The organism is Neobacillus sp. FW104-15D2 (assembly GCF_058790155.1).
Genome location: NZ_JBYTCJ010000010.1, coordinates 21,327 through 46,120, shown reverse-complemented (window position 1 = coordinate 46,120; position 24,794 = coordinate 21,327). Strand labels below are relative to the sequence as shown.

The 24,794-nt window shown below is 41.3% G+C and carries 24 protein-coding genes and 1 pseudogene; 17 read left to right on the top strand and 8 right to left on the bottom strand.

Annotated elements, in window-relative coordinates; genetic code table 11:
• Positions 1 to 83 precede the first annotated feature (83 nt).
• The 5 genes from AC3WR0_RS09930 to AC3WR0_RS09910 are packed head-to-tail and all read left to right on the top strand — an operon-like array spanning position 84 to position 5,357.
• The gene (locus AC3WR0_RS09930; RefSeq protein ID WP_492552168.1) at positions 84 to 1,160 is read left to right on the top strand and encodes an XdhC family protein; all 1,077 of its coding nucleotides are present in this window, start codon (positions 84 to 86) and stop codon (positions 1,158 to 1,160) included.
• Positions 1,142 to 1,756, top strand: a complete 615-nt coding sequence (locus tag AC3WR0_RS09925; protein WP_492552167.1) for a nucleotidyltransferase family protein — start codon at positions 1,142 to 1,144, stop codon at positions 1,754 to 1,756. Before AC3WR0_RS09930 ends, AC3WR0_RS09925 begins: the two co-directional genes overlap by 19 nt.
• A complete protein-coding gene (locus AC3WR0_RS09920) occupies positions 1,740 to 4,061 on the top strand; it encodes a xanthine dehydrogenase family protein molybdopterin-binding subunit (protein WP_492552166.1) in 2,322 nt (773 codons plus the stop codon). The genes AC3WR0_RS09925 and AC3WR0_RS09920 overlap by 17 nt, the downstream gene beginning before the upstream one ends.
• Positions 4,058 to 4,909, top strand: a complete 852-nt coding sequence (locus AC3WR0_RS09915) for an FAD binding domain-containing protein (protein WP_492552165.1) — start codon at positions 4,058 to 4,060, stop codon at positions 4,907 to 4,909. The genes AC3WR0_RS09920 and AC3WR0_RS09915 overlap by 4 nt, the downstream gene beginning before the upstream one ends.
• Positions 4,896 to 5,357 (top strand): (2Fe-2S)-binding protein, encoded by a 462-nt coding sequence (locus AC3WR0_RS09910; protein ID WP_492552164.1) that lies wholly within the window; start codon positions 4,896 to 4,898, stop codon positions 5,355 to 5,357. Before AC3WR0_RS09915 ends, AC3WR0_RS09910 begins: the two co-directional genes overlap by 14 nt.
• Positions 5,358 to 5,424: 67 nt before the next feature.
• Here AC3WR0_RS09910 and AC3WR0_RS09905 read toward each other — a convergent pair whose 3' ends face one another.
• Complete coding sequence (locus tag AC3WR0_RS09905; RefSeq protein ID WP_492552163.1) at positions 5,425 to 5,778, bottom strand: DUF948 domain-containing protein; 354 nt, start codon at positions 5,776 to 5,778, stop codon at positions 5,425 to 5,427.
• A 133-nt stretch (positions 5,779 to 5,911) separates the two neighbouring features.
• Here AC3WR0_RS09905 and AC3WR0_RS09900 point away from each other — a divergent pair, with 133 nt between their 5' ends.
• From AC3WR0_RS09900 to AC3WR0_RS09880, 5 genes are all read left to right on the top strand, one after another.
• Positions 5,912 to 6,547 carry a pyridoxamine 5'-phosphate oxidase family protein gene (locus tag AC3WR0_RS09900; RefSeq protein ID WP_492552162.1) on the top strand — a complete coding sequence of 212 codons (636 nt, stop codon included), beginning with the start codon at positions 5,912 to 5,914 and terminating at the stop codon, positions 6,545 to 6,547.
• A 387-nt stretch (positions 6,548 to 6,934) separates the two neighbouring features.
• Entirely contained in the window at positions 6,935 to 7,495 is a 561-nt protein-coding gene (locus tag AC3WR0_RS09895) for a GNAT family N-acetyltransferase (protein WP_492552161.1), read from the top strand.
• Between the two features lie 3 nt (positions 7,496 to 7,498).
• Entirely contained in the window at positions 7,499 to 8,419 is a 921-nt protein-coding gene (locus AC3WR0_RS09890) for an aminoglycoside phosphotransferase family protein (protein WP_492552160.1), read from the top strand.
• Positions 8,420 to 8,429: 10 nt separating this feature from the next.
• Complete coding sequence (locus AC3WR0_RS09885) at positions 8,430 to 9,707, top strand: S41 family peptidase (RefSeq protein WP_492552159.1); 1,278 nt, start codon at positions 8,430 to 8,432, stop codon at positions 9,705 to 9,707.
• 248 nt (positions 9,708 to 9,955) lie between these two features.
• A complete protein-coding gene (locus AC3WR0_RS09880) occupies positions 9,956 to 10,924 on the top strand; it encodes a prohibitin family protein (RefSeq protein ID WP_492552158.1) in 969 nt (322 codons plus the stop codon).
• A 325-nt stretch (positions 10,925 to 11,249) separates the two neighbouring features.
• Here the strand turns inward: AC3WR0_RS09880 and qoxD are convergent, their stop codons facing one another.
• The 4 genes from qoxD to qoxA are packed head-to-tail and all read right to left on the bottom strand — an operon-like array spanning position 11,250 to position 15,141.
• Positions 11,250 to 11,546, bottom strand: coding sequence for a cytochrome aa3 quinol oxidase subunit IV (qoxD, locus tag AC3WR0_RS09875; RefSeq protein WP_166029572.1), 297 nt, complete (start codon positions 11,544 to 11,546; stop codon positions 11,250 to 11,252).
• Position 11,547: 1 nt separating this feature from the next.
• Positions 11,548 to 12,153, bottom strand: a complete 606-nt coding sequence (gene qoxC, locus AC3WR0_RS09870) for a cytochrome aa3 quinol oxidase subunit III (RefSeq protein ID WP_492552157.1) — start codon at positions 12,151 to 12,153, stop codon at positions 11,548 to 11,550.
• Positions 12,143 to 14,134, bottom strand: a complete 1,992-nt coding sequence (gene qoxB / locus AC3WR0_RS09865; protein ID WP_492552156.1) for a cytochrome aa3 quinol oxidase subunit I — start codon at positions 14,132 to 14,134, stop codon at positions 12,143 to 12,145. Before qoxB ends, qoxC begins: the two co-directional genes overlap by 11 nt.
• Positions 14,134 to 15,141 carry a cytochrome aa3 quinol oxidase subunit II gene (gene qoxA, locus AC3WR0_RS09860; protein ID WP_492552155.1) on the bottom strand — a complete coding sequence of 336 codons (1,008 nt, stop codon included), beginning with the start codon at positions 15,139 to 15,141 and terminating at the stop codon, positions 14,134 to 14,136. The genes qoxB and qoxA overlap by 1 nt, the downstream gene beginning before the upstream one ends.
• Positions 15,142 to 15,523: 382 nt before the next feature.
• On the opposite strand from qoxA, the gene AC3WR0_RS09855 reads away from it, so the two are divergent.
• The gene (locus AC3WR0_RS09855; RefSeq protein WP_492552154.1) at positions 15,524 to 15,826 is read left to right on the top strand and encodes an iron-sulfur cluster assembly accessory protein; all 303 of its coding nucleotides are present in this window, start codon (positions 15,524 to 15,526) and stop codon (positions 15,824 to 15,826) included.
• Positions 15,827 to 16,072: 246 nt separating this feature from the next.
• Positions 16,073 to 16,825, top strand: coding sequence for a Cof-type HAD-IIB family hydrolase (locus tag AC3WR0_RS09850; protein WP_027322273.1), 753 nt, complete (start codon positions 16,073 to 16,075; stop codon positions 16,823 to 16,825).
• 101 nt (positions 16,826 to 16,926) lie between these two features.
• On the opposite strand, the gene AC3WR0_RS09845 is transcribed toward AC3WR0_RS09850, so the two are convergent.
• Positions 16,927 to 19,035 (bottom strand): transglycosylase domain-containing protein, encoded by a 2,109-nt coding sequence (locus AC3WR0_RS09845; protein ID WP_492552153.1) that lies wholly within the window; start codon positions 19,033 to 19,035, stop codon positions 16,927 to 16,929.
• A gap of 204 nt (positions 19,036 to 19,239) precedes the next feature.
• Between AC3WR0_RS09845 and AC3WR0_RS09840 the strand changes: the two genes are divergently transcribed.
• Positions 19,240 to 19,506 carry a phage holin gene (locus tag AC3WR0_RS09840; protein WP_492552152.1) on the top strand — a complete coding sequence of 89 codons (267 nt, stop codon included), beginning with the start codon at positions 19,240 to 19,242 and terminating at the stop codon, positions 19,504 to 19,506.
• A 99-nt stretch (positions 19,507 to 19,605) separates the two neighbouring features.
• Positions 19,606 to 20,337 carry a ZIP family metal transporter gene (locus tag AC3WR0_RS09835; RefSeq protein WP_492552151.1) on the top strand — a complete coding sequence of 244 codons (732 nt, stop codon included), beginning with the start codon at positions 19,606 to 19,608 and terminating at the stop codon, positions 20,335 to 20,337.
• A 43-nt stretch (positions 20,338 to 20,380) separates the two neighbouring features.
• On the opposite strand, the gene AC3WR0_RS09830 is transcribed toward AC3WR0_RS09835, so the two are convergent.
• A complete protein-coding gene (locus tag AC3WR0_RS09830) occupies positions 20,381 to 21,205 on the bottom strand; it encodes a Cof-type HAD-IIB family hydrolase (RefSeq protein WP_492552150.1) in 825 nt (274 codons plus the stop codon).
• Between the two features lie 492 nt (positions 21,206 to 21,697).
• On the opposite strand from AC3WR0_RS09830, the gene AC3WR0_RS09825 reads away from it, so the two are divergent.
• Both AC3WR0_RS09825 and AC3WR0_RS09820 read left to right on the top strand, forming a co-directional pair.
• Entirely contained in the window at positions 21,698 to 22,189 is a 492-nt protein-coding gene (locus AC3WR0_RS09825) for a GNAT family N-acetyltransferase (protein ID WP_492552149.1), read from the top strand.
• Between the two features lie 25 nt (positions 22,190 to 22,214).
• A complete protein-coding gene (locus AC3WR0_RS09820) occupies positions 22,215 to 22,556 on the top strand; it encodes a YkgJ family cysteine cluster protein (RefSeq protein WP_492552260.1) in 342 nt (113 codons plus the stop codon).
• An 86-nt stretch (positions 22,557 to 22,642) separates the two neighbouring features.
• Here the strand turns inward: AC3WR0_RS09820 and hmpA are convergent, their stop codons facing one another.
• Complete coding sequence (gene hmpA, locus AC3WR0_RS09815; protein ID WP_492552148.1) at positions 22,643 to 23,929, bottom strand: NO-inducible flavohemoprotein; 1,287 nt, start codon at positions 23,927 to 23,929, stop codon at positions 22,643 to 22,645.
• A gap of 497 nt (positions 23,930 to 24,426) precedes the next feature.
• Here hmpA and AC3WR0_RS09810 point away from each other — a divergent pair.
• Positions 24,427 to 24,786 (top strand): annotated as a pseudogene (locus AC3WR0_RS09810) (DUF3147 family protein).
• The last annotated feature ends 8 nt before the right edge of the window (positions 24,787 to 24,794 follow it).

Genomic DNA, 24,794 nt, shown 5'->3' with positions numbered 1-24,794 from the left:
CTTTAAGCAGGATTTCCTTAGTCTAAGGGACCAGCCCTGCCTAATAAATATAGAAGGAATGAAGTAAAAAGGAGGGAGTTTTTTTGAAGGACTTCCATCTAATTTATAATGCTTTGGAAAAAATGGATTGCGATTCTGTACTTGCCACCATCATTCTGGTAGAAGGGTCTGCCTATAAAAAGCAAGGCTCCTGCATGCTCCTTCTTGAGGACGGCAGGCTAGTTGGACTGTTGAGTCCGGGATGCCTTGAAGAGGAACTAAAATCAAAAGCGGAGCAAGTCTTTAAAACAGGTAAATCGCAAATTATTAAATATGACCTTTCTGAAGAGTCGGATCTATCCTGGGGTCAGGGCTATGGCTGCAACGGCATTATTCATGTTCTGCTTGAAAGAATTGGCGAAAACGAAAAAAAGGTTTACAGGCTGCTCAAAGCCCTCTTGGACAAGGGAATAAACGTACTGAATGTCAAAAAACTAAACGGGCAATTTGAACAGCTGTTTATCGCAGAGAATGGAAATGCCTTTGGCCGATGGAAAGGGCCGAACAAAGTCTTTGCGGACTTTTTCGAGTTAATGGAAAAGGAAAAAGTAAAAATTACTCATTTGGAAGAAGAAAAAATTGTTGGAACTAAGAAGGTAATGTCTGTTTCTGTGCCCGTTTACTTGCAAATGTATGAGCCGAAACGGCGCTTGTATGTCATGGGTGCAGGAAAGGATGCAAGGCCCCTAGTATCACTGGCTGCAGAAAATGGATTCGCCGTTACGGTTTGTGATTGGAGAGAAGAACTGGCAAGCAGTTTGCATTTTCCAAAGGCAGAAAGCATCATAATCGGTTTCCCGCACGAGGTTTACCCCCAGATATCTTTCAATGACAAGGATCATGTCATAATTATGAGCCATCATTTTCAGCGGGATCAGGAGTGGGTGCAGCTTTTAAAGGAGAACAAGCTGAAATACCTTGGTGTTATGGGACCGAGGGATCGGACCAGGAGACTACTGGGTACAAGTGAAATCCCTGAAGAAATCTATTCACCGGCAGGCCTTGATATTGGAGCAGCCGATGAAACGGAAATAGCTGTAAGTATTATGGCTGAAATCCTGCAGAGCCTGTATAAACCGAAAAAAAGGAGGAATATACCTTTGTGGACGGTTCCCGAGTAATAGGCGTCTTTCTTGCAGCGGGCCAAAGCAGGCGCATGGGGCGTAACAAATTGAATCTCCCTTTTGGTCCCGGCTTATTGGGAGGCTGTGCTTTCAGATCTGCTTTAGAATCAAAACTTAGCTATGTTTTTGTGGTAACAAATGGAACGGATGAGTGGCTTAGTCCTTTTTTTAAAAACAAAAGATGGAAAAAGGTCGTTCTAACAGAAGGTGCAGCAGGGCAAAGTGATTCACTTAAAGCGGGTCTCCGTGAAGCAGAAAATGCAGGGGCTGGGGCGATAATGATTCTTCTTGCAGATCAGCCATTTATCAGCACTGCCATGCTGAATCAGCTATTAGAAGTTTATAGAATAGTGGGGCAGGAGTGGATAGTGTCTGCAGCAGACAATGGTGTTTGCAAGCCGCCAGTTATTTTTTCAAAAAAGTTCTTTTCACGATTGAACTCACTAGAAGGTGATCAGGGGGCCAGAAATATCCTTCGCTCTCATGAGAAGGTTCTTCAGGTAGAATTTCCAGCAATTGCTTTTCGGGACGTTGATACTTGGGAGGATTACTTGATTTCTAAAAAGGAGGGTGGAGATGAGGACAGTCGGTAAAAGTGTCATCAGGAAGGAAGCCTGGGATAAGGTATCGGGGACAGCGCGTTATACCCATGATATCCAATTTACAGAGCTCCTGCATGCGAAGATGGTAACGAGCCCGTTTGGCCATGCAAAAATAATTTCAATTGATACGTCAGAGGCGAAAAAAATCACAGGCGTCAGAGGTGTCTTGACTGGGGAAGGGCTCCCACTTATTGGCGAAGCCATTAAAGACAGGCCGCCGCTTGCTGTTGGAAAGGTTCGCTATCATGGCGAGCCGGTAGTGATTGTGGTGGCAGATACGCCCGCTCTTGCAAAAAAAGCTGCTGACAAGGTAAAGGTTCAGTATGAACAACTTCCTGTTGTGAACTCGCCTGCGCAAGCGTTTCAAAAAGGAGCCCCTCTTGTTCATGAACAGCTGGGCAAATATAAGAAGGATGAAGACAGTTATCCGGTACCGGGTACAAATATTGCCACACATCTGAAAATCAGAAAGGGAGACCTGACGAATTTTTGGAAAGACGTGGAGTTCACCGTTGAAGGCAGGTATTCTTTTAACCCATCTGATCATGTGGCGATGGAAACAAGATGCTCGATTGCCGAAATTACCCGCGAAGGCAGGATCCTTATTACCACCTCCTCACAAGCACCCTTCATGGCCAAAAAGCTAATCAGTCAGTATTTCAACGAGCCTGAGGGCAATATTGAGGTTCGTACTCCTCTGGTGGGAGGTGCTTATGGCGGGAAAGCCTCTGTTCAGCTTGAGGTTTTAGCCTATCTTTCTTCTAAGGCAGTCGGCGGAAGGCCTGTAAAGCTATGGAATAGCAGAGAAGAGGATATGATAACTTCTCCCTGTCACATTGGCCTCGATGCCAAAATTAAATTCGGAGCGGACCGGAATGGAAAAATAAAGGCCGCTGAAATTCTTTTTTTATGGGATGGAGGAGCTTATTCAGACAAGGCTATCGACTTAACAAGAGCAGGTTTAACGGACTGTACAGGACCATATGAAATAAAAAATGTTTGGTGTGACTCCTTTTGCATGTATACCAACCACCCTTATCCCGCGCCATTTCGAGGGTTTAGCCATTCGGAACTCTCCTTTGCGATCGAACGGACAATGAATTTACTTGCTGAAAAATTAAAGATGGACCCTCTCGAGTTAAGAAGAATCAACGCTATAAGGCCAGGTGACCTAACCCCGACCCAGGTTAAGCTAAATAAAAGTAATGTCGGTGACCTTCCAGCCTGTATAGCGAAATTAAAAGAACTGATGAAATGGAATGAAGGGGAGGTTGTTCCAGTTAACGACAGGGTTGTAAAAGTAAAAGGAATTTCCTGTAGCTGGAAAACCTCAACTATCGACACGAATGCACCATCTGGAGTGATTTTAACCTTTAACAGGGACGGAACCATTAATCTTATGTCAGGAGTTATAGAAATCGGTACGGGGACGAAAACAGTACTGGCGCAAATTTTAGCTGAACGGCTCAAAATGGATGTTAACCATATCTATGTAAGGATGGAGGTTGATACACAAACTACTCCGGAGCACTGGAAAACGGTAGCCAGTCGTGGAACCTTTATGGGTGGAAATGCCGTTTTGGAGGCAGCAGATGATGTAATCCGGCAGCTAAAGGAAATTGCTGCCTGCGTATTAAGGGCTCCTATTGAGGATTTAGAGGTGGCGGACAGCCGGGTATTTCTTAGGGATGATCCGGAGACAGGGGTTCATTTTAAAGAAATCTGCTATGGATATACCTATCCAAATGGAAACGCTATAGGCGGACAAATTATCGGTCGGGGTAATTATATATTGCGAGGTTTGACTCATCTCGATCCGGAAACTGGAAAGGGAAAGCCAGGCCCTGAATGGACAGTTACAGCCCACGGAGTTGAAGTGGAATTTGATCGTAAAGACTTAACCTATAAATTGCTGAAAGCCGTTTCGGTTATTGATATTGGGAAGGTGTTAAATGAGAAAGCAGCAAAAGGGCAGGTAATGGGAGCAATGAGTATGGGGCTCGCATTTGCCGGCAGGGAAACCTTCGTTATTGATGAAATCGGCAGAATCCTCAATCCACAGCTGCGAACCTACAGACCCTTGCGGTATGGAGAACAGCCTGAATACATCGTTGATTTTGTTGAAACCCCGCAGCTTGATGCGCCATATGGAGCAAGGGGAGTGGGAGAGCATGGGCTGCTTGGCATGCCGGCAGCACTTGGGAATGCTCTGTCAAGGGCGATTGGAGTGCCAATTAACCATTTACCGCTTACTCCTGAGCTGTTATGGAAAACAAAGGAGGGGCTGCTCCGGTGATATCCTTTGATTTTGATTACCTTACACCCACCACCATGCAGGAGGCAGCTGAGCTTTTTCAAAGGCTGGATCAGGAGGGGAAAAGCCCCTATTATTATTCAGGCGGCACTGAGCTTATCACGTTGGGAAGGCTGAATATGGCTTATAGCGAAGCTATTATCGATTTAAAAAATATTCCCGAATGCCACGCACAAGGCTTTTCTGGAGACTTTCTTGTTCAGGGGAGCGCGCTTACTTTAACAGCGGCAGAAGAAGTTAATTATTTTCCTCTTTTGACGAGTGTGGCGAGCCAGGTGGCGGACCATACAGCCAGAGGGAAAATAACCATTGGCGGCAATATCTGCGCGGCTATTTTTTATCGTGAGGCAGTCCTTCCTTTTCTGCTCACCGACAGTACAGTAATTATTGCTGGCAGCAGAGGCATAACCGCAAGAAAAATGAGTGAGGCCTTTAAGGAAAAAGTCCAGATTAAAAAAGGTGAATTCCTGGTGCAGTTGTTAACAGAAAGAAAATGGCTAAATGCCCCTTTTATCCATATTAAACGCCGGCAGCAATGGCAAACTGGCTATCCGTTAATTACCATTGCGGCAATGGATGCAGAGGATGGTCTTCGAGTAGGGTTAAGCGGTTTATGCCCATTCCCATTCAGATCTGCTGAAGTGGAAGCAGCGTTAAACAGAAAAGATTCGAACAAGGAGGACAAAATCCGTGAGGCACTAAAGGTACTGCCTTCTTCTATTTTAAATGATGTCGAAGGATCCAAAGAGTACCGCCTTTTTGCACTACAGAATCTTCTGGACGACGTTCTTAGCTGGCAGGAGGGAGGGTTTAAGCTTGAAAACACATAATCTTGTTTTGAAAATTAACGGAGAGGATCGTCAGGTAACAGTCAGGTCAGCCGATACCCTTCTATATACGTTACGAGGAAGACTCGGCCTGACAGGTTCAAAGCCAGGCTGTTTAAATGGAGACTGCGGTGCCTGTACCGTGAATGTGAATGGCTTGCCGATGAAATCCTGCCTCATGCTCGCTGTCGAGGCACAGGGTAAAGATATAACCACAGTGGAAGGCCTTCATGATGCGCCTATCCAGAAAGCATTTGTGGAACATTTTGCTTTTCAATGCGGATACTGTACCCCTGGGTTTATCATGAATTGCCATTCTCTGGTTAATAAGCACCCGGATGCGGATGACAAAAAGATTAAAGAATGGCTTGAATCGAATATATGCCGCTGCACGGGGTATGCAGAAATTGAAGCAGCAGTAAAACAGGTGCTGGGAAGGAAGGAGAGTTAGTGTCCTTTTAGGGCGCGAAAACATCAAAAGAGGCTGGTCAGGAGACCAGCCTCTCTTCAAATTAATTTTAATACGGAGCAGTTCGCATTCTTGACTTTCGGCTGCGGCGTTTTCTTGCGACGATTGCCATCGGCTTAAACTTAAACAGTTTTTTAACAGAAAAAGCGGTTTGCTTTGCTTCACCTACAACTGAGTTGACGGCTTCCTTTTTAAAATTAATATCGGCCATTAATTCCTGCTGGTTCAGTGTCAGTTTGTCCGTTTCATCCTTTATTCTATCTGTCTTTTGCTGTACTCTTGCCACGGTGTGGTTTAAAGCATTGATTGTCGGCTTTGCCGCCTTCAAGGTTTTAAAAACAAACCAGCCCAGATAAGCAAGGGAAGCAACAATAACGATAAGACTTAAGTATACAATCCACATAAGTGCTAGTCTCCCTTCGTATAATGGTATTAATCTTTACCCCTTTTTAAAAATAAATAACAAAAAGTTTTTGACAGAATTAAAGCAATTACGAGAAGATAAAAGCAAGAAAATAAAAGACAGGGGAATTTTTATGGGAGAATATCAATTTAAAAATGCTGTAACTTCTAAGGAAGAATTGCGTGAACTGCTCGGAACACCCAGCGAAATGGTACAGAACAAGGTGATTAACTATTTGGATGAACATTGCCGGAGTTTTATTTCCAAGTCGCCTTTTATTGTGGTTTCCACTACGGACAAGGCTGGAAAAACCGATGTTTCTCCAAAAGGGGATAAATCGGGATTTGTTCATATTTTAAATGATCATCAGCTGGTGATTCCCGAGCGAAAAGGAAACCGAAGAGCTGATACAATGATGAATATTCTTGAAAATCCGTATATGGGTATCATCTTTTTTATACCTGGCTTTGGAGAAATGCTTAGGGTAAATGGCAAGGCTACATTAATAAGGGATGAGGATATCCTTGATAAGATGGCGGTTAATGGGAAAAGTCCAAAATTCGGGATCGCTGTAAATGTAGAAGAATGTTTTATTCACTGTGCAAAAGCTACAATCCGAAGCGGCCTTTGGAAGAAAGAAACCTGGCCAGATAAAGAGACATTACCATGGGCGGCACAGATTCTTGCTGACCATGCAAAAATATGCGGAAGAAAAGCAGAAGACATTGATGCCGGTTTAAAATTAGGATATACAAAAGATCTTTATTAAAGGTTCTTTTCTAAGTGATTGTTGCAATTTGAAGAAAATGTGAGCAAAAATATACGAGACTCCCTTGGACCGCTTTTCCCGAAGGAGTCTCGCGCCTTTTGCTTCAATCAAATTAAGGAAAACAACAATGAGCTATAGCAGAGACTTTTGTTAAAAAAATTTTGGCCGTTTGTTATTCAATCCACGCTTTTGCTGTCATGGAGTAAATACCGTTTTTTAATAGCTACTCTCACGATGACATTCTCTAAGTAGTGAAGGTAAGTTCCAAGTTCTGGCTTTGTCTATGTCACTATGCTTGACCGGAAAATGTCCAAAAGCAGGAGTTTTAGATTCTATTCTAGAAGTGTTCTTTGCATTCATGAATTGGCAAAAGAGGAGAGAGAGAATTTGAAACCTATTTTATTGGATTTTCCTACAGAGTTTACTACTGAAAGATTATTAATAAGAATGCCTAAACCCGGTGACGGAAAGGCTGTTTACGATGCAATGGAGGCATCTTTGGAGGAATTAAAGCCTTGGATGCCCTTTGCTCACTTTAGTCAAACAGAACAGGATTTAGAGGCAAATATCAGGGAGGCCCATGTTAAGTTTTTAACTAGAGAAGATTTAAGACTGCTGGTTTTCCTGCGTGATACGGGGGAATTGGTTGCCTCCTCCGGATTGCACCGAATTAACTGGGAAGTTCCCAAGCTTGAAATCGGCTACTGGGCAGATACACGTCATAGCGGAAAAGGCTATGTGACGGAAGCGGTAAATGGAATCACCGAATTTGCATTCAAGGAATTAAAGGCAAGACGGGTAGAAATCTGCTGTGATGCTAAAAATTTGAAAAGTCGTGCTGTTGCAGAAAGAGCTGGTTTTACTTTGGATGCAATTTTGAAAAATGATGCTCTGTCGATTGTAGGAAACGAATTGAGGGACACATGCATTTTTTCAAAAACGGTGTAAATCATGCTAACTGAACGTTTTAAACAAACGATTCTTAACGTTCATGGTGAAAAAGGAAGAGCGTGGATTGATGCTTTTCCCGGCCTTCTCAAATACTGTGAAAAGCAGTGGAATCTGTCAATAGGTGAACCTTTTTCCTTGTCCTATAACTATGTCACACGAACGGTTTTACCCAACGGACAGGAAGCAGTTTTAAAACTTTGTGTGCCAGGGGAGGAGTTTTTGTCCGAGCTTGAAGCACTTCAGCTATTCCAGGGGAGAGGTATGGTGAAACTGCTTGATTATAATAGGGAAAGAGGAGTTTTACTATTAGAAAGGGTACTTCCCGGAAGTATGCTTGCCGAATTGGAGGATGACTCAAAAGCAGTAGTTTTGGCTGCCGAGGCATTAGACCGGCTTTGGACCGAGGTTCCACTAGGGACAAATCTGCCATCCATAAAATCGAGAGAAGAGGCTATGAAGAAAATAGCACGGGAGAATAAAGATGGTCTCGGTAACATTTCAGCAAAGCAGATAAAAGAAGCTTCAGCCTTATTTACATACATGATTGAAACGACAAACAAAGAATATTTACTTCACGGGGATTTTCATCATTATAATCTTTTAAAAAACAATGTTGGTGACTGGACAGTTATTGATCCAAAAGGATTAATAGGAGAAAGGGAATACGATCTTATTCAATATTTTCTGAACAAATGGCCCCAAACGAACCTAAAAGATATGATACGAAACCGTGCGGAAGTTTTCACAAGGGAATTAAAACTGAATAAGAAAAGACTTTTCCTATGGGGATATTGTCATTCTGTATTATCCTCGTGCTGGTCAGCGGAAAGCGGCCATGACACGGATACCATTCTCGCAGCTGAAGTCTTCCGGGAATTACTTTTAGAAGAAAACATGAAGCTGAAGGACTTTATCAAATAGGGGTGGGAACATGGAATTTATTTTTATGGATATTGTAGATATTATGCATAACGATTATTCAGGTTGTATAGACAAAAAGGGCTGGGACAATCCGAAATTTTATCTAAAAAAGATAAAAGAATTAAAGGAGAAAGGCCAGCTAAATAGAGAAACTTTTTTTGAAATAGTAAAAGAGTATTTAATAGATTTTAAAGACCTCCACATTTTCTTTAAGGATTTAAGTTCTCAAACTAAAAAGACACGCGGATTTCAGGTGCGGCGTTTTGAAGACCGTCTGTATATTACGCATTCTGACGTGGAAATGTTAATAGAAAGAGGGATGTCCTTTATTTCTTTGGGAGGATATTCTATACCTGACTTAAAAGAACGTCACAGCCGTTTGCTAAATGAGCAGAATGCAGAACGGGAAAACTGGACACAAATTCTTTCACTTTATGAATATGGGGAAATTGAAGATAAAAACGGAGTGATTAAAGAAATACCACTTCATTTTTATGAAAAACCGCCATATATCCCTGAGTACTCAATTAAAGAATTGGATGAGAAAACATTACTTTTAACCTTTACTGATTTTATGAATCCTGATGCTATTACAGCATTGATGGCGGAAAATCTGGAAGCCCTTGAAACAGCAGAACGCTGGATCATCGATGTTCGAGTAAATAATGGTGGAAGTGACGCCAGCTACTATCCACTGCTTCCGTATATAATGCCGGCAGAGGGCGTGGAGCTTGCTGACAAAGAAGATAAAATGCTGTTTAATTGTACCCTTTCAAATGCAAAAAGGGAGATTAACGAACTAGAATCAATAATGGAAAACATACAGGATGAGCAAGCACTGTCTATTCTTAAGATTTTCAAAAAAGAATGGGAGAAAAACAAAGGGAAAGGGTTTGTCGAATTTGATTTCACTGATGTAATGCCTGAAACCTTTATTAAAGGTAAAATTCTCCCTCAATCTATTGTTGTACTGGCAGATTATATGTGTGGAAGTGCAGGGGATTCCTTTGTTGAGGTCTGCAAAAAGTCAAGAAAAGTAACCATAATCGGAAGAGCGACAATGGGATTAAATGATTATGCCAATTTAACTAGTGAAAAATGGCAGGAAGGGTTTGAACTATTATACCCGACATCTCGACTATCACGAATTGATAAAGGCCAGGGAATGACAGGAAAAGGCATTGAGCCTCATATTCACATTCCATGGACACCTAACCATTTAAAAGCTGATGTCGATATGGAAAAAACGTTAAAGTTTTTGTCAGAGAAAGCCTTATCTTATAAGTAGCTTTAAGTCCCGGGATCAGTGGTCCCTGGACTTTTTCATTAGGCATATTGTGATTTTTACTTTGTAGATCAGAGCGGAAAGCGAGCGCCAAGAGCGAAAGTCAGCACTCAAGAATAACAGAACCTTTTATTATTGAAAAATTCAAATAGAAGAAGCAACATTCGCCCAGAATCTTCGTATGATAAAGCATATTCGCGGCTGCCCATTTTAGTGGCTGCTTTTACAACTTGGAATCTGGGGGAATGGAAATGGCTAATAATCGCGGGGGAAACAACGTTGTACCTCTATTCCAGAACAATAAGAGAAAAATTATTACTATAGTTGCTGCTTTCCTGATCATTTTAATTGCTGTCATCGGCTTTTTTACTTTAACAGTGAAGATTGAACCTGGCTATAAAGGTGTGGTGTACAGCTTAAATGGAGGAATTAAGGATAAAGTACTTGGCCAGGGAATGAAATTGGTGTGGCCATGGGAGGAAGTGACACAATATCCAGTTTCCACAGAAACAGTTTATCTCACTAAAGCCCATACTGAAGGGTCATCAAATAATGATTCGTTCAATATTAATACCATTGACGGAAAGTCTGTTAATGTCGATGTCGTTTATTCTTATAAAATGCAATCGGCTAAACTGCCGCATATCTTTACTAAATTCAGGCGGATGACACAAGAGGAAATCCAGGCAGGCTATTTAAAAACACAAATTAAAACAGTCATGCAGGAGGTCTCAACTCATTATTCGGTGCTTGGGGTTTATGCTGAAAAGCGGGGAGAAGTGACAAAGGAGATGCAGGAACTCCTTATCAAACGCTTGAAGCCAGATGGCATAATTATTGAAAACTTCTCGCTTTCCGATGTGCGTCCAGATAAACAAACACTTGTATCGCTCCAGGCAATTTCGGATGCCCAGAACAAACAGGAATTTTTAAAACGGGAACAAAAGAACAAAGAACAGGAAGCGATAAATGCAAAAATAGAGGCAGAGGGTAAAAAGAATGTAGCCATTGTTAACGCCCTAGCCGATGCGGAGCAGACGAGAATCCGTGCGGATGCCCAGGCGAAGGCCAATGAATTACTGACAAAATCCATGACGCCAGCGATAATCCAGGATAATTGGATTAAAAAGTGGAACGGGACCCAGCCATATGTAAGCGGGGGTTCTAATTCCATTATCCAGATGCCTGCAGATCTGTTTAAGCAGGAGGAGAAGAAATAATGTTGGAGGGAATTTATTAAAGATATTTTCTCTTGAAATTTGCATGGACTTTACCTCAAGGAGTCTTATTGGAGACATTCTCCCTTAAATAATGATTGAGTTTGTCCTTAAGAGGGAAGGCGATTCACGTTTTGGTTTCATTGCTGCCCAAAATAAGCGTATTAAAGACAATTAGCCTTGAAAAATACATGGACTTGTCATCAAGGAGGCTTATTGGAGACATTTCCCCTTAAATAATGAATCAGTTTGTCTTTAATAAATTTATAAGCCCTAAGATAAAACAAAAACAGCCCGCTCATTGCTGAGCGGGCTGTTCCCATATATATTACATCCCAAATGACATTACCCAGACAGAGCCTGCCACGAGTATAATTGCCATAAAAATTGCAAAGTAAATATTGATGGTATTTGTTGCACGGTTTTCTTCGCTTTCGTTCATGTGCATGAACATATAAAGCTGAAGGAGAGCCTGGACCACAGCTAGAGAGCCGATGATCCAGATAATTGCTTTATATGACAGGGAAGTATGCAATGCCACTCCTAGTGCAACGAATGTTAAAACAAGTGATGCGATAAAACCAAGAACGTGAGTCAACGGAAAACCTTTTGAGTGATTATGCATATTAACCCACCATCCTTGCCAAGTATACGAATGTGAAGATAAAGATCCAGACAACGTCAAGGAAGTGCCAGTAAAGCCCGATAATAAAGGTCTTACGGGCAGTGATTGGTGTTAGTCCTTTTCTCATTAGCTGGATAATAATCATTGTTGCCCAGCCAATACCCATACTAACGTGGAGACCATGCGTTCCAAGCAATACAAAGAAGCTTGAAAGGAACGCGCTGGTTTGCATAGTAGCACCTTCATGTACATAATTAATAAACTCAGTGATCTCCATGAAGACGAAACCAGCACCCAGCAATAGGGTAATGATCATCCAGGCAACCAATCCATTTCTATTATTGCGGCGCATTTCAAAGATTGCGAGACCGCAAGTGAAAGAACTAGTTAAAAGTAAAATTGTTTCTGTCAAAATCCCTTTTATCTCAAAAAGATCATTTGGAGTAGGACCTCCAGCATATCTTGCTTTTAAAACTGAATACGTTGCAAACAGAGTGGCGAACAGGACGATTTCGGCTCCAAGGAAAATCCAGAAGCCAAGAATATTCAGCCTGCTTTGCTCTGTCTGATATTCTAACGGCAGGGAAGTATTCACATTAGCCGACATTATTATTCACCCCTTTAGTTACCTTACGCCATTTGCTTTCAGTTTTCTTAATTTCATCGATGTGGACATGATAGCCATCCTTGTAATCAAACGAACGAACGATCAAACCAACAAGAATACCTACAGCGGCAATAAGAGCTGCAATTTTCCATTCAAAAACAAGGAAGAAGCCGGCTACACCAATAATGGATGCCATAATAATAGGCTGACCAGAATTGCTTGGCATATGGATTTCTTCAAGTTCATCCTCGCTGATATCGAGGCTTACCTTATTTTTCTTCATGTGCCAGAAAGCATCTAAAGATTTAACTTCTGGAACTTTTGCAAAGTTGTAGTGCTGTACTGGTGTTGCTGTAGCCCATTCTAAAGTCCTTGCATCCCATGGGTCATTTGAGATATTGCGGTCTGCATAACGTGCACTCCAGTAAATGTTGTAGCAGAAGGCACCAAAGCCGATCGCAAGTATAAACGCACCAATACCGGAAACAAGGAACAATGGAGCGAAACCAGATTCGACAGAGAAAGTGTAAGAACGTCTTACTGCACCTTTTAAACCAAGGAAGAACATTGGCATAAAGGTTAAGTTAAAGCCGATAACAAAGAACCAGAAATGGATCTTTCCAAGCTTTTCGTTCAGCATATGGCCGAACATTTTTGGCCACCAGTAGTATAATCCTGCAAATACCGCAAATACGACGCCAGGAATAAGTACATAGTGGAAGTGAGCAACAAGGAACAGGGTATTATGATACTGATAGTCAGCTGCACCCATTGCCAGCATGACACCTGTTACACCGCCGATAACAAAGTTCGGAACGAATGCAAGTGCCCAAAGCATAGCAGTTGTAAATTGAATACGTCCTTTTCTCATAGTAAAGAGCCAGTTAAACATCTTAACACCGGTAGGGATAGCAATCATCATAGTTGTAATCGAGAAAATAGAGTTAACTGCTGGTCCTGCACCCATAGTGAAGAAGTGGTGGACCCAAACAAGCATACTCAAAAATGCAATACCTACGATGGAACCAACCATTGATTTATAACCGAACAATGACTTTCTCGAGAAGGTTGCTATAACCTCCGAGAACATACCGAATGCAGGCAGAACAACGATATAAACCTCAGGGTGTCCCCATAACCAGAAGAGGTTAACCCACATCATGTCCATACCGCCGCCGCTTATTGTAAAGAAGTGAGTTCCGAAAATACGGTCAAAGGTCATTAATGCAAGAGCTACTGTAAAGATAGGGAAAGCAGCTACGATAATAATAGACGTAATTAGGGAAGTCCAAGAGAACATTGGCATTTTCAATAATGTCATGCCTTTGGCACGCATTTTTAAGATCGTAACAATAAAGTTAATACCTGTCATCAGGGTACCGATACCGGCAATCTGAATGGCAACTGCGTAATAGTTATTACCGATGCCCGGGCTGAATTCCTTACCCGCAAGAGGGAAGTAAGCCGTCCATCCTGCATCAGGTGATCCGCCGATAACAAAGGAAATATTAAACAACATTGCTCCAACAAAGAACAGCCAGAAGCTTAAAGCATTCAGCTGTGGAAACGCAACGTCACGAGCTCCGATTTGAAGCGGAATAACAACGTTCATTAAACCAATTAGGAAGGGCATTGCCATGAAAAGAATCATGATAACACCGTGAGTAGTGAAAATTTCATTATAGTGCTGCGCATTTAAAAATTTCTCTTCCGGTGTCAAAGTTTGGACCTTCATTAAAATTCCGTCCATACCTCCGCGGAAAAACATAAGTACACCAGCTAGAATGTACATAATACCAATTCGTTTATGGTCGACAGTTGTCAGCCATTCACGCCAAAGCCATGACCATTTTTTAAAAAAAGTCAGGCCGGCAAGAATACCAAGCATTGTAAGGCCAATGGCGATTTGGGAACCAACAATAAGTGGGTCGCCGCCCATTAAGATCTCATTCCATTGAATGCTGCCCAGTAGAATGCCCATTATTGACCACCTCCGTCTTTCTGGCCGTTCATGTCCATACCGTCCATTGAATGGCCATCCATATTCATTGCTTCATCTTTTTTATCATTCTTTTTGCTAGTTTCTTCATCTTTAAAAATTTGTCCCTGATAACCGTGTACTCGGTATTTTTCAGGGTTCAAATATGTTTTTGAATCCATTTTTCCATGGTCAACCCATGCAAGATGTGTTCCGTTAAAAGTCAATCTGCCAAGGTGAGTAGGATTTAAAAGGCTCTCATACTTCTTTTCAGAAAGTTTTGGAGCAGTATTCTTAACTTCGTCTACCCATTTTTTAAACGCTTGTGGAGACTTGGCTTCAACAGTAAATTCCATATCAGCATAGCCTCGGCCGTTAAAGTTTGTGTTACGTCCTAAAAATTCGCCTGGTTTATCAGCTGTCAGATAAAGCTGAGTTTCCATTTTATTCATAGTGTACTTTTGTCCGCCAAGTGCAGGAACCCAGAAGGATTGCATGGTACCGGCAGAAGTCAGCTTGAATTTAACTGGCGTTCCAGCTGGAATATTTACATAGTTTACAGTCTCAATTCCTTGTTCAGGATAACTGAAAATCCACTTCCAGTCAGCGGAAGTAACATTAATTGTAATTGGCTTCTTATTTTCGTAACCCTTTGGTACTTTCTCCAAATTATAAATAGATTTAACCGTTGGAATAGTAAGGGCAATAACGATCAGAATAGGGATAACAGTCCATGTAATTTCAAGAGCAGTACTGCCGTGCTCTTCAGGAGGCTCGTAATCCTTCCTTTCCGGCCTGTCACGATATTTCCAGACAATATATCCAAAAAGGCCAAACACGACTACTACAACCAGCAGCATAAGTACAAGCGACCAGTTAATTAAACCAAGTATTTCTCTGGCAGCAGGCCCCTTTGGTTCAAAAACGACCATGTGTGTGTCACAGCCGCTCAGAAACAGCATAGGGATCAGCGCCATGAACGAAATCAAGAACCCTTTCTTGGATTTCATTCTGTCAGCTCCTCTCTAAATAAAAAGTTAATTGTTAAATAATGAATTGAATGATTATTCTAATATTGTTGTGAAAATCTTCACAATATCAAGCGGAACTGGTGATCACAATCGCATGAGAGTATGAAGAAAACACTACGCTTATGATAATAACATATAAAATAAGGTTTAATTGTGACAAAATTAGTAAGGATTTATGAACCTTTAGTGGAATTTCTTTGTAAAAGGAAGTCTTTTTATTTGACATAAAACATTGTCAAGGTTCTTTTGGGGGGAATTTCGTTTTATCGAAATAATAAAAATACCCACAAATTGAATATTTTAGTGTTTTTTAATAAGATATGGCATAATGGGAATGAAAAAATCGAATGGAGGACTTAACATGAAGTGCAAAATCAACAAAAATGCTGCAAAGGTTTTAAAAGAAATGCTTGCCAGGCCAGAAGCAGAGGGAAAGATGATTCGCGTATATGTGACACATATGCATGGCGATCACGCCCATTATGATATTAGATTAGATACTCCGACTGAAAACGATGAAATTGTGAAAACGGATAAGGATATCGATATCCTTTTAGATAAAAAAGAAGAATTTCTTGACGGAGTTTGGCTCCAGTATTTCTTTGTGCCAAAAGAAGAATTTGTGATTACCAATCCATCAAAGGACCATCATCACCACCATTAAGAGAAGCAGAAGCGGAGCAGCTCCCAGAACTTTTTAAAAAGACTCCATGCTGCTTTACAGGAACTTCAGCAGATAATCATGGAGCAGGAGCCAATTTGCCCACTTAGCACGATGTGAGTTAATCTGAATCTAAAAACCGGGCTAATCCCGGTTTTTCTTTATTAAACCATTTTTTGTCCTATGTTTTGATTAAACGGTATATGGATATTTTAATACTATTAAATAGTAAAAAAGGGGATCATAATCTTGGAAAATAAGCAAAAAGAGATTGATATAAAATTAGTGGCACTTGATATGGACGGAACCCTTTTGAACAGCAGCGATGAGATTTCAGAAGGCAACCGCAGAGCAATCAAAGAGGCACAGGAAAAAGGGATTTATGTTGTATTAAGTACAGGGAGATCTATTTTGACATCCAGGGAGCATGCGAAATCCCTGCAGCTTTCATCCTTTTTAGTAACGGTGAATGGAAGTGAGATTTGGGATCAGAACGGAGAACTAGTCGAACGAAATTCTGTACAATCCGATCTCGTGCAGTGGATGTGGGAGCTTTCTCAAAAGCATGGGACAAAGTTTTGGGCTACTGGTGTAGATAAGGTCTGGAATGATAGTATGCCAGAGGATATTCTGGCAGGTGAATGGCTGAAATTTGGTTTTAATATTGAGGATGCTCATGTGCGGGAATTGATATTGAAAGAACTTCAGGACAAAGGATTGTTTGAAATAAGCAATTCTAGTCCTATTAATATAGAAGTAAATGCACTTGGAGTAAACAAAGCAAGGGGCCTTCAGACGGTATGCGAAAAGCTCGGCATCGGGCTCGAGCATGTAATGGCAGTAGGGGACAGTTTAAATGACATGGCTATGATTAAAGAAGCAGGACTGGGGGTTGCTATGGGAAATGCCCAGGAAGCAGTCAAGGCTGAAGCTGATTTTGTGACAAAAACTAACAATGAAGACGGAGTAGCCTTCGCCATTGAAAAGTGGGTATTAAAATAATGGTTATCAACGGACCCTGCTCAAGGAATCTGTCTTTGTAGACGGGGTTGCCAAGAAAAGTTGAAAAAGCTGTGCGGGTTTCCGCACAGCTTTTTGTATGGCTATTGTCCTTGAACTTTTCTAATAATATCATCAATGGTCCTGCCAAGTCCCTGCATCCCATTATCGAGCTCCTGTTTCCATTTTGGTGCTTCCTCTTTTAGTTTTTTGCCTAATTTGCCGGCATTGTCCTCTAACTCTTTTCGGATTTGATCCGCTTTTTTCTGAAATGCCTTTCTGGCTTCTTCAGCTGTTTGTCCTTTATTAGCGAGCTGGGTGTTAACCGATTCCACTTCGAATTTTTCCTTTTTAATATAAGGAAGTGATTCATCCATCATGGCTCTGAAAATAGGGACAACATTCCCTGAACTGTTATTTGGAAGGTAATGCGTACGATCAGTCTGGTCAAAGCCAATCCAGATAGCTCCTACGAGATTAGGTGTATATCCAACCATCCATTGGTCCTTTGTTCCATTAATATCCTTATACGGAAGCTGAGTAGAGCCTGTTTTACCAGCAATATCATACCCTGGGATGTGTGCTCTTCGTCCTGTTCCGGTTTCAACAACGTTCATTAACATGGAGGTCATTTCGTTAGCCACTGATTTAGAAGTAACTTTCGTTGTCTCGGGTTCATGCTCAGCAAGAATATTGCCAGTTGGTCCAACAATCTTCGTAATAAAATGGCTGTCCTCGCGTTTTCCGCCATTTGGAAAAGCCGAGAAGGCATTTGCCATTTGAAGAGGAGATACGCCGTTGTACATGCCGCCAAGCGCAAGAGCCAGGTTCTTATCTACTTTCTTAACAGGAATTCCGAATTTTTCTGCCGATTCAATTCCCTTATTTAGGCCAATCTTATTTAATAGCCAAACAGCTGGGATATTTAAAGATTCTTCAACTGCTTTATACATTGGCACTTCACCGGAATATGTCCTTGAGAAATTCTCCGGCTTGTAGTTACCAAAGGAAGTTGACTTATCCTGAAGCATGGAGGTTGCATCATAGCCTTCCTCCAAAGCAGGTGTATAAACGGCTAGCGGCTTCATTGTTGATCCTGGCTGTGCCTTTAAGTGAGTAGCTCTATTAAAGCCCCTGAAAACATGCTCGCCACGGCCGCCCACTACGGCACGTACTCCTCCTGTTGATGGGTCCATCAGAACGGAACCACTTTGAACGAGTGCCCCATTTGGTCCGCGAGGGAATAAATTGCGGCGGCTATAAACCTTCTCAAGTCCGGACTGAATATTTTGGTCCATCTCTGTATAAATACGGTAGCCCCTCGTAAAAATTTCTTCTTGGGTAAGTCCGTATTTATTGATTGCCTCATCCAATACGGCATCTAAATAATAAGGGTAATTTCTTTCCGCTTTTGTTCCTCCGCCATCATGCAGGCGGATTTCTTCATTAATCGCCCGTTTATATTGAGCGGAGCTAATATATCCAAGTTCCTTCATTTTACCGAGTACCACATTTCGCCGCTTCATCGCCCTGTCGTAATGATTATAAGGGTCGAGGGCTGTCGGTGCCTGTACAAGTCCCGCGAGCATAGCAGCTTCACTTATGGAAATATCCCGTATATCCTTGGCAAAATATTTTTGGGATGCCTGCCCAATTCCCCAGGCACCTGAGCCAAAATAAACCTGGTTTAAGTACATTTGTAGAATTTCATCTTTTGTATAAACCTTTTCCAGCTTAACAGCCAGAAATAATTCTTCTGCTTTCCGTTTATAAGTTCTTTCAGGGGAAAGCAGGGCGTTTTTCGTCAGCTGCTGGGTTAAGGTACTGCCGCCTCCTGTTACACCACCAGCTAAAAGGTTTCCAAAGAAGGCACGCGCAATACCTCTAATATCGAAACCGCCATGCTGATAGAAACGTTCATCCTCAATTGAAACGACCGCTTCCGGTACATATTTAGGAACATCCTGAATTGAAATACCTTTAAGACGATTAGGCTGAAGCTCACTTGCCACATCTCCGTCTTTATCATATATGGTTGTGGACTGGCTCAGCCCATCTTTTAGTGACTCGACATTTGTTCTGCTGGCAAGCCATGCGAAATAGAGAATGGTTAACAAAATAACTGTAAGCAAAATAAGCAGTAATATTTGCGTCAGATGCCTTCTTTTCCAAAATTGAATAGCGGCATCCTTTATATATTCTAATTTACTCATAAAAATCTCCTGACTTTTATCGCAAGTGCGGAATGATACAAAATGTTTCTGCGTTATATTATAAGGATTTTTATAAAAAAAAGACAATATGAATTATTAAATTACTTATAGATAGAAAAAATTTCGCTGTTAGGGACAAGGGCGGACAACCTGCAGAATTTTAAACATAGTATATAAAAAAGCCATTATAACGGGGGGATAAGGATGATTAACTGGAAGGTCCGGTTGAAAAACAGAGGCTGGGTAATCGGTTTTATTTCCCAGCTGATGATTGTATTAGAATTGCTGCTGACAGGCCTTCACATGATGGGTGTTACCGATTTTCAATTAACAGAATCGGTTAAAGAGTGGGTTCTTACACTGGTGAATGCTATTTTTGTTATTTTATCTATGCTGGGAATTGTTCAGGACCCGACAACTAAGGGTTATTTGGATAGTGAACAGGCATTAAATTACCATGAGCCAAAATAATTTTTGGTCAACAGGCAGCATTGCCTGTTTTTTTTTTGAATAAACAAGAGTCTTTTTCAACGTTAAGGAAAAACTGTAAATAAAAAAGGAGGTTGTTTTATGTGGACAGCCGCTTTATGGGGTGCCGTTTCCGGATCTGCCGTTTTGTTCGGTGCCTTGGCGGCAATGTTTTTTCCTATAAAAAAGAAAATAATAGGTCTTATTATGGCTTTTGGTACAGGGGTCCTTATTGGTGCAGCTACATATGATTTGCTTTGGGAAGCTGTACATAGCGGAGGGATCAAGGCAACAGGGCTAGGGTTTTTATTGGGGGCAGGCGTTTTTACATTGCTTGACTTGCAAATTTCAAAAAGAGGTGCCCTTAACAGGAAACGTTCTGACAGTCAAAGAAGGTATAAAGGATCCGGAATGGCCATTTTTGCTGGTACTGTTTTAGACGCCATCCCTGAATCCATCATGATAGGTGCTACCTTTGTGGAAACGCACCGGATTAGCTGGCTGCTGGTTATTGCTATTTTTATCTCAAATATTCCCGAGGGCCTATCAAGTACTACTGGTTTACTAAAAGGGGGATTTTGCAGGAAAACGGTTCTGTCACTCTGGCTTACGGTTCTCGCTATATCTTCTATATGCTCATGGGCTGGTTTTGTTTTTCTTGATCACGCTCCGGATACGGTAATGGCAGTCATTGCTTCATTCGCAGGCGGAGGAATTATTGCAATGGTTGGCTCTACAATGATGCCCGAAGCTTATGAAGAGGGGGGCTCTATTACAGGACTTTTTACCGCATTGGGGCTGTTTGCTTCATTAATATTAGACTCAATGGGATAAAAGAAAAGGCACCGAGGAAAATCGATGCCTTTTGTGCTATTTGTTAGTTGTTGAAAATTATTTTATTTAGGATAAAATTCTCTACGACCTTGGCGACACCATCATTCATATTGGTATCTGTCACAAAGTCTGCTTTAGCTTTTATATCGTCAGGCGCATTACCCATTGCAACACCGAGTCCCGCAAATTCAATCATGGCCAGGTCATTATAGCTGTCACCCATGGCAATCACTTCTTCACGCTTAATTCCAAGCTTTTGTATCAAATGTTCCACGCTTGTCGCTTTGGTTACTCCAAGATTCGTAAATTCAAGGAAATAAGGCTTGGACCTCATGGTGCTGATTTCTCCGTCTAACTCCTTCTGCAGCTTTTTCTCCACTTCAGCAAGTCTTTCAGGTTCAGCAAGCATAAGTGCTTTTACGACTGGTTCATTAATGGCTTCTTTAAAGCTGTCTACCAATTTAATGTTCATCCCTGTAATTTCTTCCTCAATATTGGTAAATCGGTTAGGTGTTTCTGTAATAATTTCATCCCCTAAGTAGGATTGAATAAGAATGCCTTCGCGCTGGCTGATATCGTAAAGTCTATGAGCGGTTTCAGGAGTTAACACGCTGCTAAAAATCTCAATATTGGTTTTGCAGTCAATAATTTTTGCTCCATTGAAAGTAATAATAAAACTCCCAAAATCCTTCAGCCTTAGTTCTTCTGCGATAGGATGCATCGCAAAATCTGGCCGTCCAGATGCAAGGACCACTTTCACGCCTGCTTCCTGTGCAGCAAACAAAGCATTTTTGGTTCTGGAAGAAATCGTAAGGTCATCTAGGAGTAAGGTATCATCTAAATCGAGTACGACCATTTTGTATGTCATTTTTTAAGTCCTTCTTTCCTGGCTTTCTATTATTTTACTATCCTACTATATTTAAAAAATATATCAAGTTAGTTCAAAGTAATGACATAAATGGAGACAAGTAAAGATTTATTTTTTAAAATGGGTATGTAAAAGCTCATTTTAATTTTGACAATGTTGCTTGGAATGGATATGAAAGGTCAGCGGGTTATGGGATACCCTTCAGGAGCGAAGGTTACGAGGAGAGAAGAGCGGAAGCGGCTTGTTCAGCTCCGGCAAAGCACTGGCCGGCTAAAATCGCATGTCCTGAGGCAGCGCCGGCACTAGCACTTCCCATGCGTTGAAGGTTCTAACATGAAATTGTTCCTTTTACTTCACCGTCAGGACTAAGGTGACCTCGAAGGTTAGGCACTTAAGGTTGAAGGGATCCCGCACGCGTCGGCAAGCACCAGAATTGATATCAACGAGCAAATTTAGCTGAATCGTTAAGTTGGAGAAAAAGGAGGAAATCAAATGGATGCTGTAGAAAATGGATTATGGATAAAGGAAGATGGCTTTTATATCAGTAATAATAAAGAGTTTTTAGATCCATCTGCCATACACCATTATTTAAAGAATGAGGCCTATTGGTGGGATAAGGGCGTTACAATGGAAATAATTAATGAACTTATTAGAAATTCTACTCTTTGCTACGGCATTTATGAGGGGAATCCAGAGGAGGGTCAGGGAAAACAGGCAGGTTTTGCAAGAGTTGTTTCCGATTTGGTGAGATTTTCTTGGCATGGGGATGTCTTTGTCCTCCCGGAATACAGGGGAATAGGATTAAGTAAATGGCTAATCGAGACTATTGTCAGCCATCCAAGGTTGAAGGGAACAAACTTTATGCTAGCTACGCAGGATGCCCATACCTTATATTCACGATTTGGATTTGAACCGTTAACGCAGGTGGAAAACCGGCTTGCCAGGCCACTAAATTGGGAAGAGGTTTTCGAAAGTTTGAAATAAGGGAAAAGGGGAGAAATTTTTGGAAATGTTGCCTTGCCTGGGATGCAGAGGGCTCTGCTGCGGTCCTGTCGCTGTGACCAAACAAGAACTTATAAAGATAAAGAAAAAAGTAAAGTCAATGCCCTCCAAGATTAGAGAGGAGCTTGCCAATCAAAATCGGCATTTTGGGACCTGCATTTTTTATGACCTTGAAAATGATAAATGCGGTATTTATTCAGCACGGCCTGAAGTCTGCCGGAAATTCGGATATTTTGAAAAAATGGCATGCTTCCGAAAGCCTGAAATGGCTGTGAAAAAGGACAGGGGACCTCTTCCTGAGATTGCCGGTATCTTAAGCATTGATTATAAGTGGGATTATTTTAAATAAAAGTAAGTGGGAACGGTCGAAAAGTATTAAAAAAATACATAATAAATAAAGCTCCCGTTGCTGCGGGAGCTTTATTCATATGGATTTTAACCTTCCAAATCACCAAAGGATCCAAAGAACTCATAATGAATGTCCTCTTCAGGAACGCCGAAGCCTTTAAGAAAAGAATTAACGGCTTTCATAAACGGTGGAGGTCCACAGAAATAGTATTGAGCGTCATTTGAATTTAGTGTTTCCTTCATCCACTCAAGCGTAATATAGCCATCCTTATCATAATTTTTAGCTGCCTTGTCCTCTTCAGTCGGCTTTTCATAAATTACATAGGACTTCACATTTTCATGCTGCTCTGCCATTTCGCGTACATGGTCCTTAAAAGCATGTACTTTCCCGTTAAGCGAGGCGTGTATAAACGTAACCTGTCTTTCTGGCTGCTCTTCAACAATCGTATTCAGCATAGCCATCATCGGAGTAAGTCCGACACCTCCGCTTAGAAGTACAACCGGACGGGTGCTATTCATATCCAAATAAAAATCTCCGGCAGGCGAAGTGATTGGGAGGATATCTCCCTCATTGATTAGCTTATGCAAATCGGTTGAAACCACGCCAGGCGGAAGTTCTTCTGTTGGGGCATCCTCCCGCTTAACACTGATCCGATAATAATCCTGTCCTGGACGGTCAGAGAGGCTATACTGTCTCAGGTGAGTATATTCTTCCTGTTCAACATCAAGTTTAATGGTAATGTATTGGCCGGGAGTATAACGCGGAAGTTCCTGGCCATCCTTTGGTCTTAAATAGAAGGAAGTGATTACATCGCTCTCCGGAATTTTATTGGCAACAATAAAATCCTTAAAGCCAGCCCATCCACCAGGCTGAGTTGCTGCATATTTGTACAGCTTGTCCTCCATTCGGATAAATACATCGGAGATAATACCGTAAGCATCTGCCCAGGCATCGATTATTTCATCAGTTGCCGCATCGCCAAGAACTTCTTTTATTGCACCCAGCAGGTTCTCTCCAACGATTGGATACTGTTCAGGCTTGATTTGGAGGCTGCGATGCTTTTGCCCGATTCTCTCAAGTACTGGCATAATTGCACTCATATCCTCAATATTGGCTGCCGCACCATAAACGGCATTCGCAAGTGCCTTGGGCTGGTGACCTGTTTTTTGGTGTGTCATGTTAAAAATATTCTTCAATTCTGGGTGGTTCTTAAACAGTCTTTGATAAAAATGCTTTGTAATCGTTTCACCATGTTCCTGGATAATTGGTAAAGTAGACTTCACGATTTCCAGCTTTTTGGGGTCCAATTTTTTTACTGATTTTACAACATCCGCCCACAAATATTTTTGATTATCGGAGTTTTGATTTTCCATTGCAGTACCCCCTGTTGTCTTTTATAAGAAATTCACACTTAAAATAATTTACCCATAAATTGGGATATAATTCATTTCTTTTCCTATTTCGGACTATTGTACTAAAAATGAATGAAGGAAAATACAGAGTCCATAAATATTTACCATGTCTGTCCGAATGAGACCCGCTTTCAGACCCGCCCACGCTTTTTTTGCAACCCCTAGGTACTAAAAGGGTGAAAAATAGTAAAAGGGTGTAGGCACAAGGTTAAAAGTTTCATTGAGATTTAAAATGAAAAATAAAGAAAATTGATAGATGTTCTTATTTGCTAGTTTTTCAACCTATATACTCCTTGCCCGGAATGTAAACGCTTCGAAAATATTAATAAAATGTTCACAAGGAATTATCGGTTTCTGCGTTAAAATAGAGACTGTAGCAAGGTTTGTGACTACTTTCACAAACTTAGGTTTATTCATCATAATATAGTTTTCTTATATTCAGAGAGAGGCGAACAAAAATGAGTGGATTGTCTTTGGGTGCTTTATTGATCAGATTTCTTCTTGGAGGAACAGCTGTACTTGCTTCAACCTTAATTTCACGTAAGCTGGGAGATAGGGCAGGTGGAATTTTTGCCGCTTTTCCTGCCGTATATTTGGCAGCACTCTTAACAAACGGTCTGGATTTTCATGGACAAGAACTTATTTCTCATTCGATTCTGTTGTCAAAGGGAGCCATATTTTGAATGGCTATAAATATTGTTATCGCGATTTTAACGGGTTACCTGCTGCCTCGTCAGGGATGGAAGCGCGGTTTGACAGAGGCAATAGTATGCTGGTTTGTTGTATCTATGGTTGTTGTAATGATTACATCCAATTAAGAAAGCAA

Excerpts from the sequence above, each read along its gene's own strand:
- AC3WR0_RS09820 (WP_492552260.1), top strand. The coding sequence starts at position 22,215 with ATGTTGCCTTGCCTGGGATGCAGAGGGCTCTGCTGCGGTCCTGTCGCT.
- AC3WR0_RS09855 (WP_492552154.1), top strand. The coding sequence starts at position 15,524 with ATGAAGTGCAAAATCAACAAAAATGCTGCAAAGGTTTTAAAAGAAATG.
- qoxB (WP_492552156.1), bottom strand. The coding sequence starts at position 14,134 with ATGGGCATTCTACTGGGCAGCATTCAATGGAATGAGATCTTAATGGGC.
- AC3WR0_RS09890 (WP_492552160.1), top strand. The coding sequence starts at position 7,499 with ATGCTAACTGAACGTTTTAAACAAACGATTCTTAACGTTCATGGTGAA.
- qoxD (WP_166029572.1), bottom strand. The coding sequence starts at position 11,546 with ATGCATAATCACTCAAAAGGTTTTCCGTTGACTCACGTTCTTGGTTTT.
- qoxC (WP_492552157.1), bottom strand. The coding sequence starts at position 12,153 with ATGTCGGCTAATGTGAATACTTCCCTGCCGTTAGAATATCAGACAGAG.
- AC3WR0_RS09845 (WP_492552153.1), bottom strand. The coding sequence starts at position 19,035 with ATGAGTAAATTAGAATATATAAAGGATGCCGCTATTCAATTTTGGAAA.
- AC3WR0_RS09840 (WP_492552152.1), top strand. The coding sequence starts at position 19,240 with ATGATTAACTGGAAGGTCCGGTTGAAAAACAGAGGCTGGGTAATCGGT.
- AC3WR0_RS09830 (WP_492552150.1), bottom strand. The coding sequence starts at position 21,205 with ATGACATACAAAATGGTCGTACTCGATTTAGATGATACCTTACTCCTA.
- AC3WR0_RS09835 (WP_492552151.1), top strand. The coding sequence starts at position 19,606 with ATGTGGACAGCCGCTTTATGGGGTGCCGTTTCCGGATCTGCCGTTTTG.
- qoxA (WP_492552155.1), bottom strand. The coding sequence starts at position 15,141 with ATGAAATCCAAGAAAGGGTTCTTGATTTCGTTCATGGCGCTGATCCCT.
- AC3WR0_RS09885 (WP_492552159.1), top strand. The coding sequence starts at position 8,430 with ATGGAATTTATTTTTATGGATATTGTAGATATTATGCATAACGATTAT.
- AC3WR0_RS09880 (WP_492552158.1), top strand. The coding sequence starts at position 9,956 with ATGGCTAATAATCGCGGGGGAAACAACGTTGTACCTCTATTCCAGAAC.
- AC3WR0_RS09920 (WP_492552166.1), top strand. The coding sequence starts at position 1,740 with ATGAGGACAGTCGGTAAAAGTGTCATCAGGAAGGAAGCCTGGGATAAG.
- AC3WR0_RS09900 (WP_492552162.1), top strand. The coding sequence starts at position 5,912 with ATGGGAGAATATCAATTTAAAAATGCTGTAACTTCTAAGGAAGAATTG.
- AC3WR0_RS09905 (WP_492552163.1), bottom strand. The coding sequence starts at position 5,778 with ATGTGGATTGTATACTTAAGTCTTATCGTTATTGTTGCTTCCCTTGCT.
- AC3WR0_RS09825 (WP_492552149.1), top strand. The coding sequence starts at position 21,698 with ATGGATGCTGTAGAAAATGGATTATGGATAAAGGAAGATGGCTTTTAT.
- hmpA (WP_492552148.1), bottom strand. The coding sequence starts at position 23,929 with ATGGAAAATCAAAACTCCGATAATCAAAAATATTTGTGGGCGGATGTT.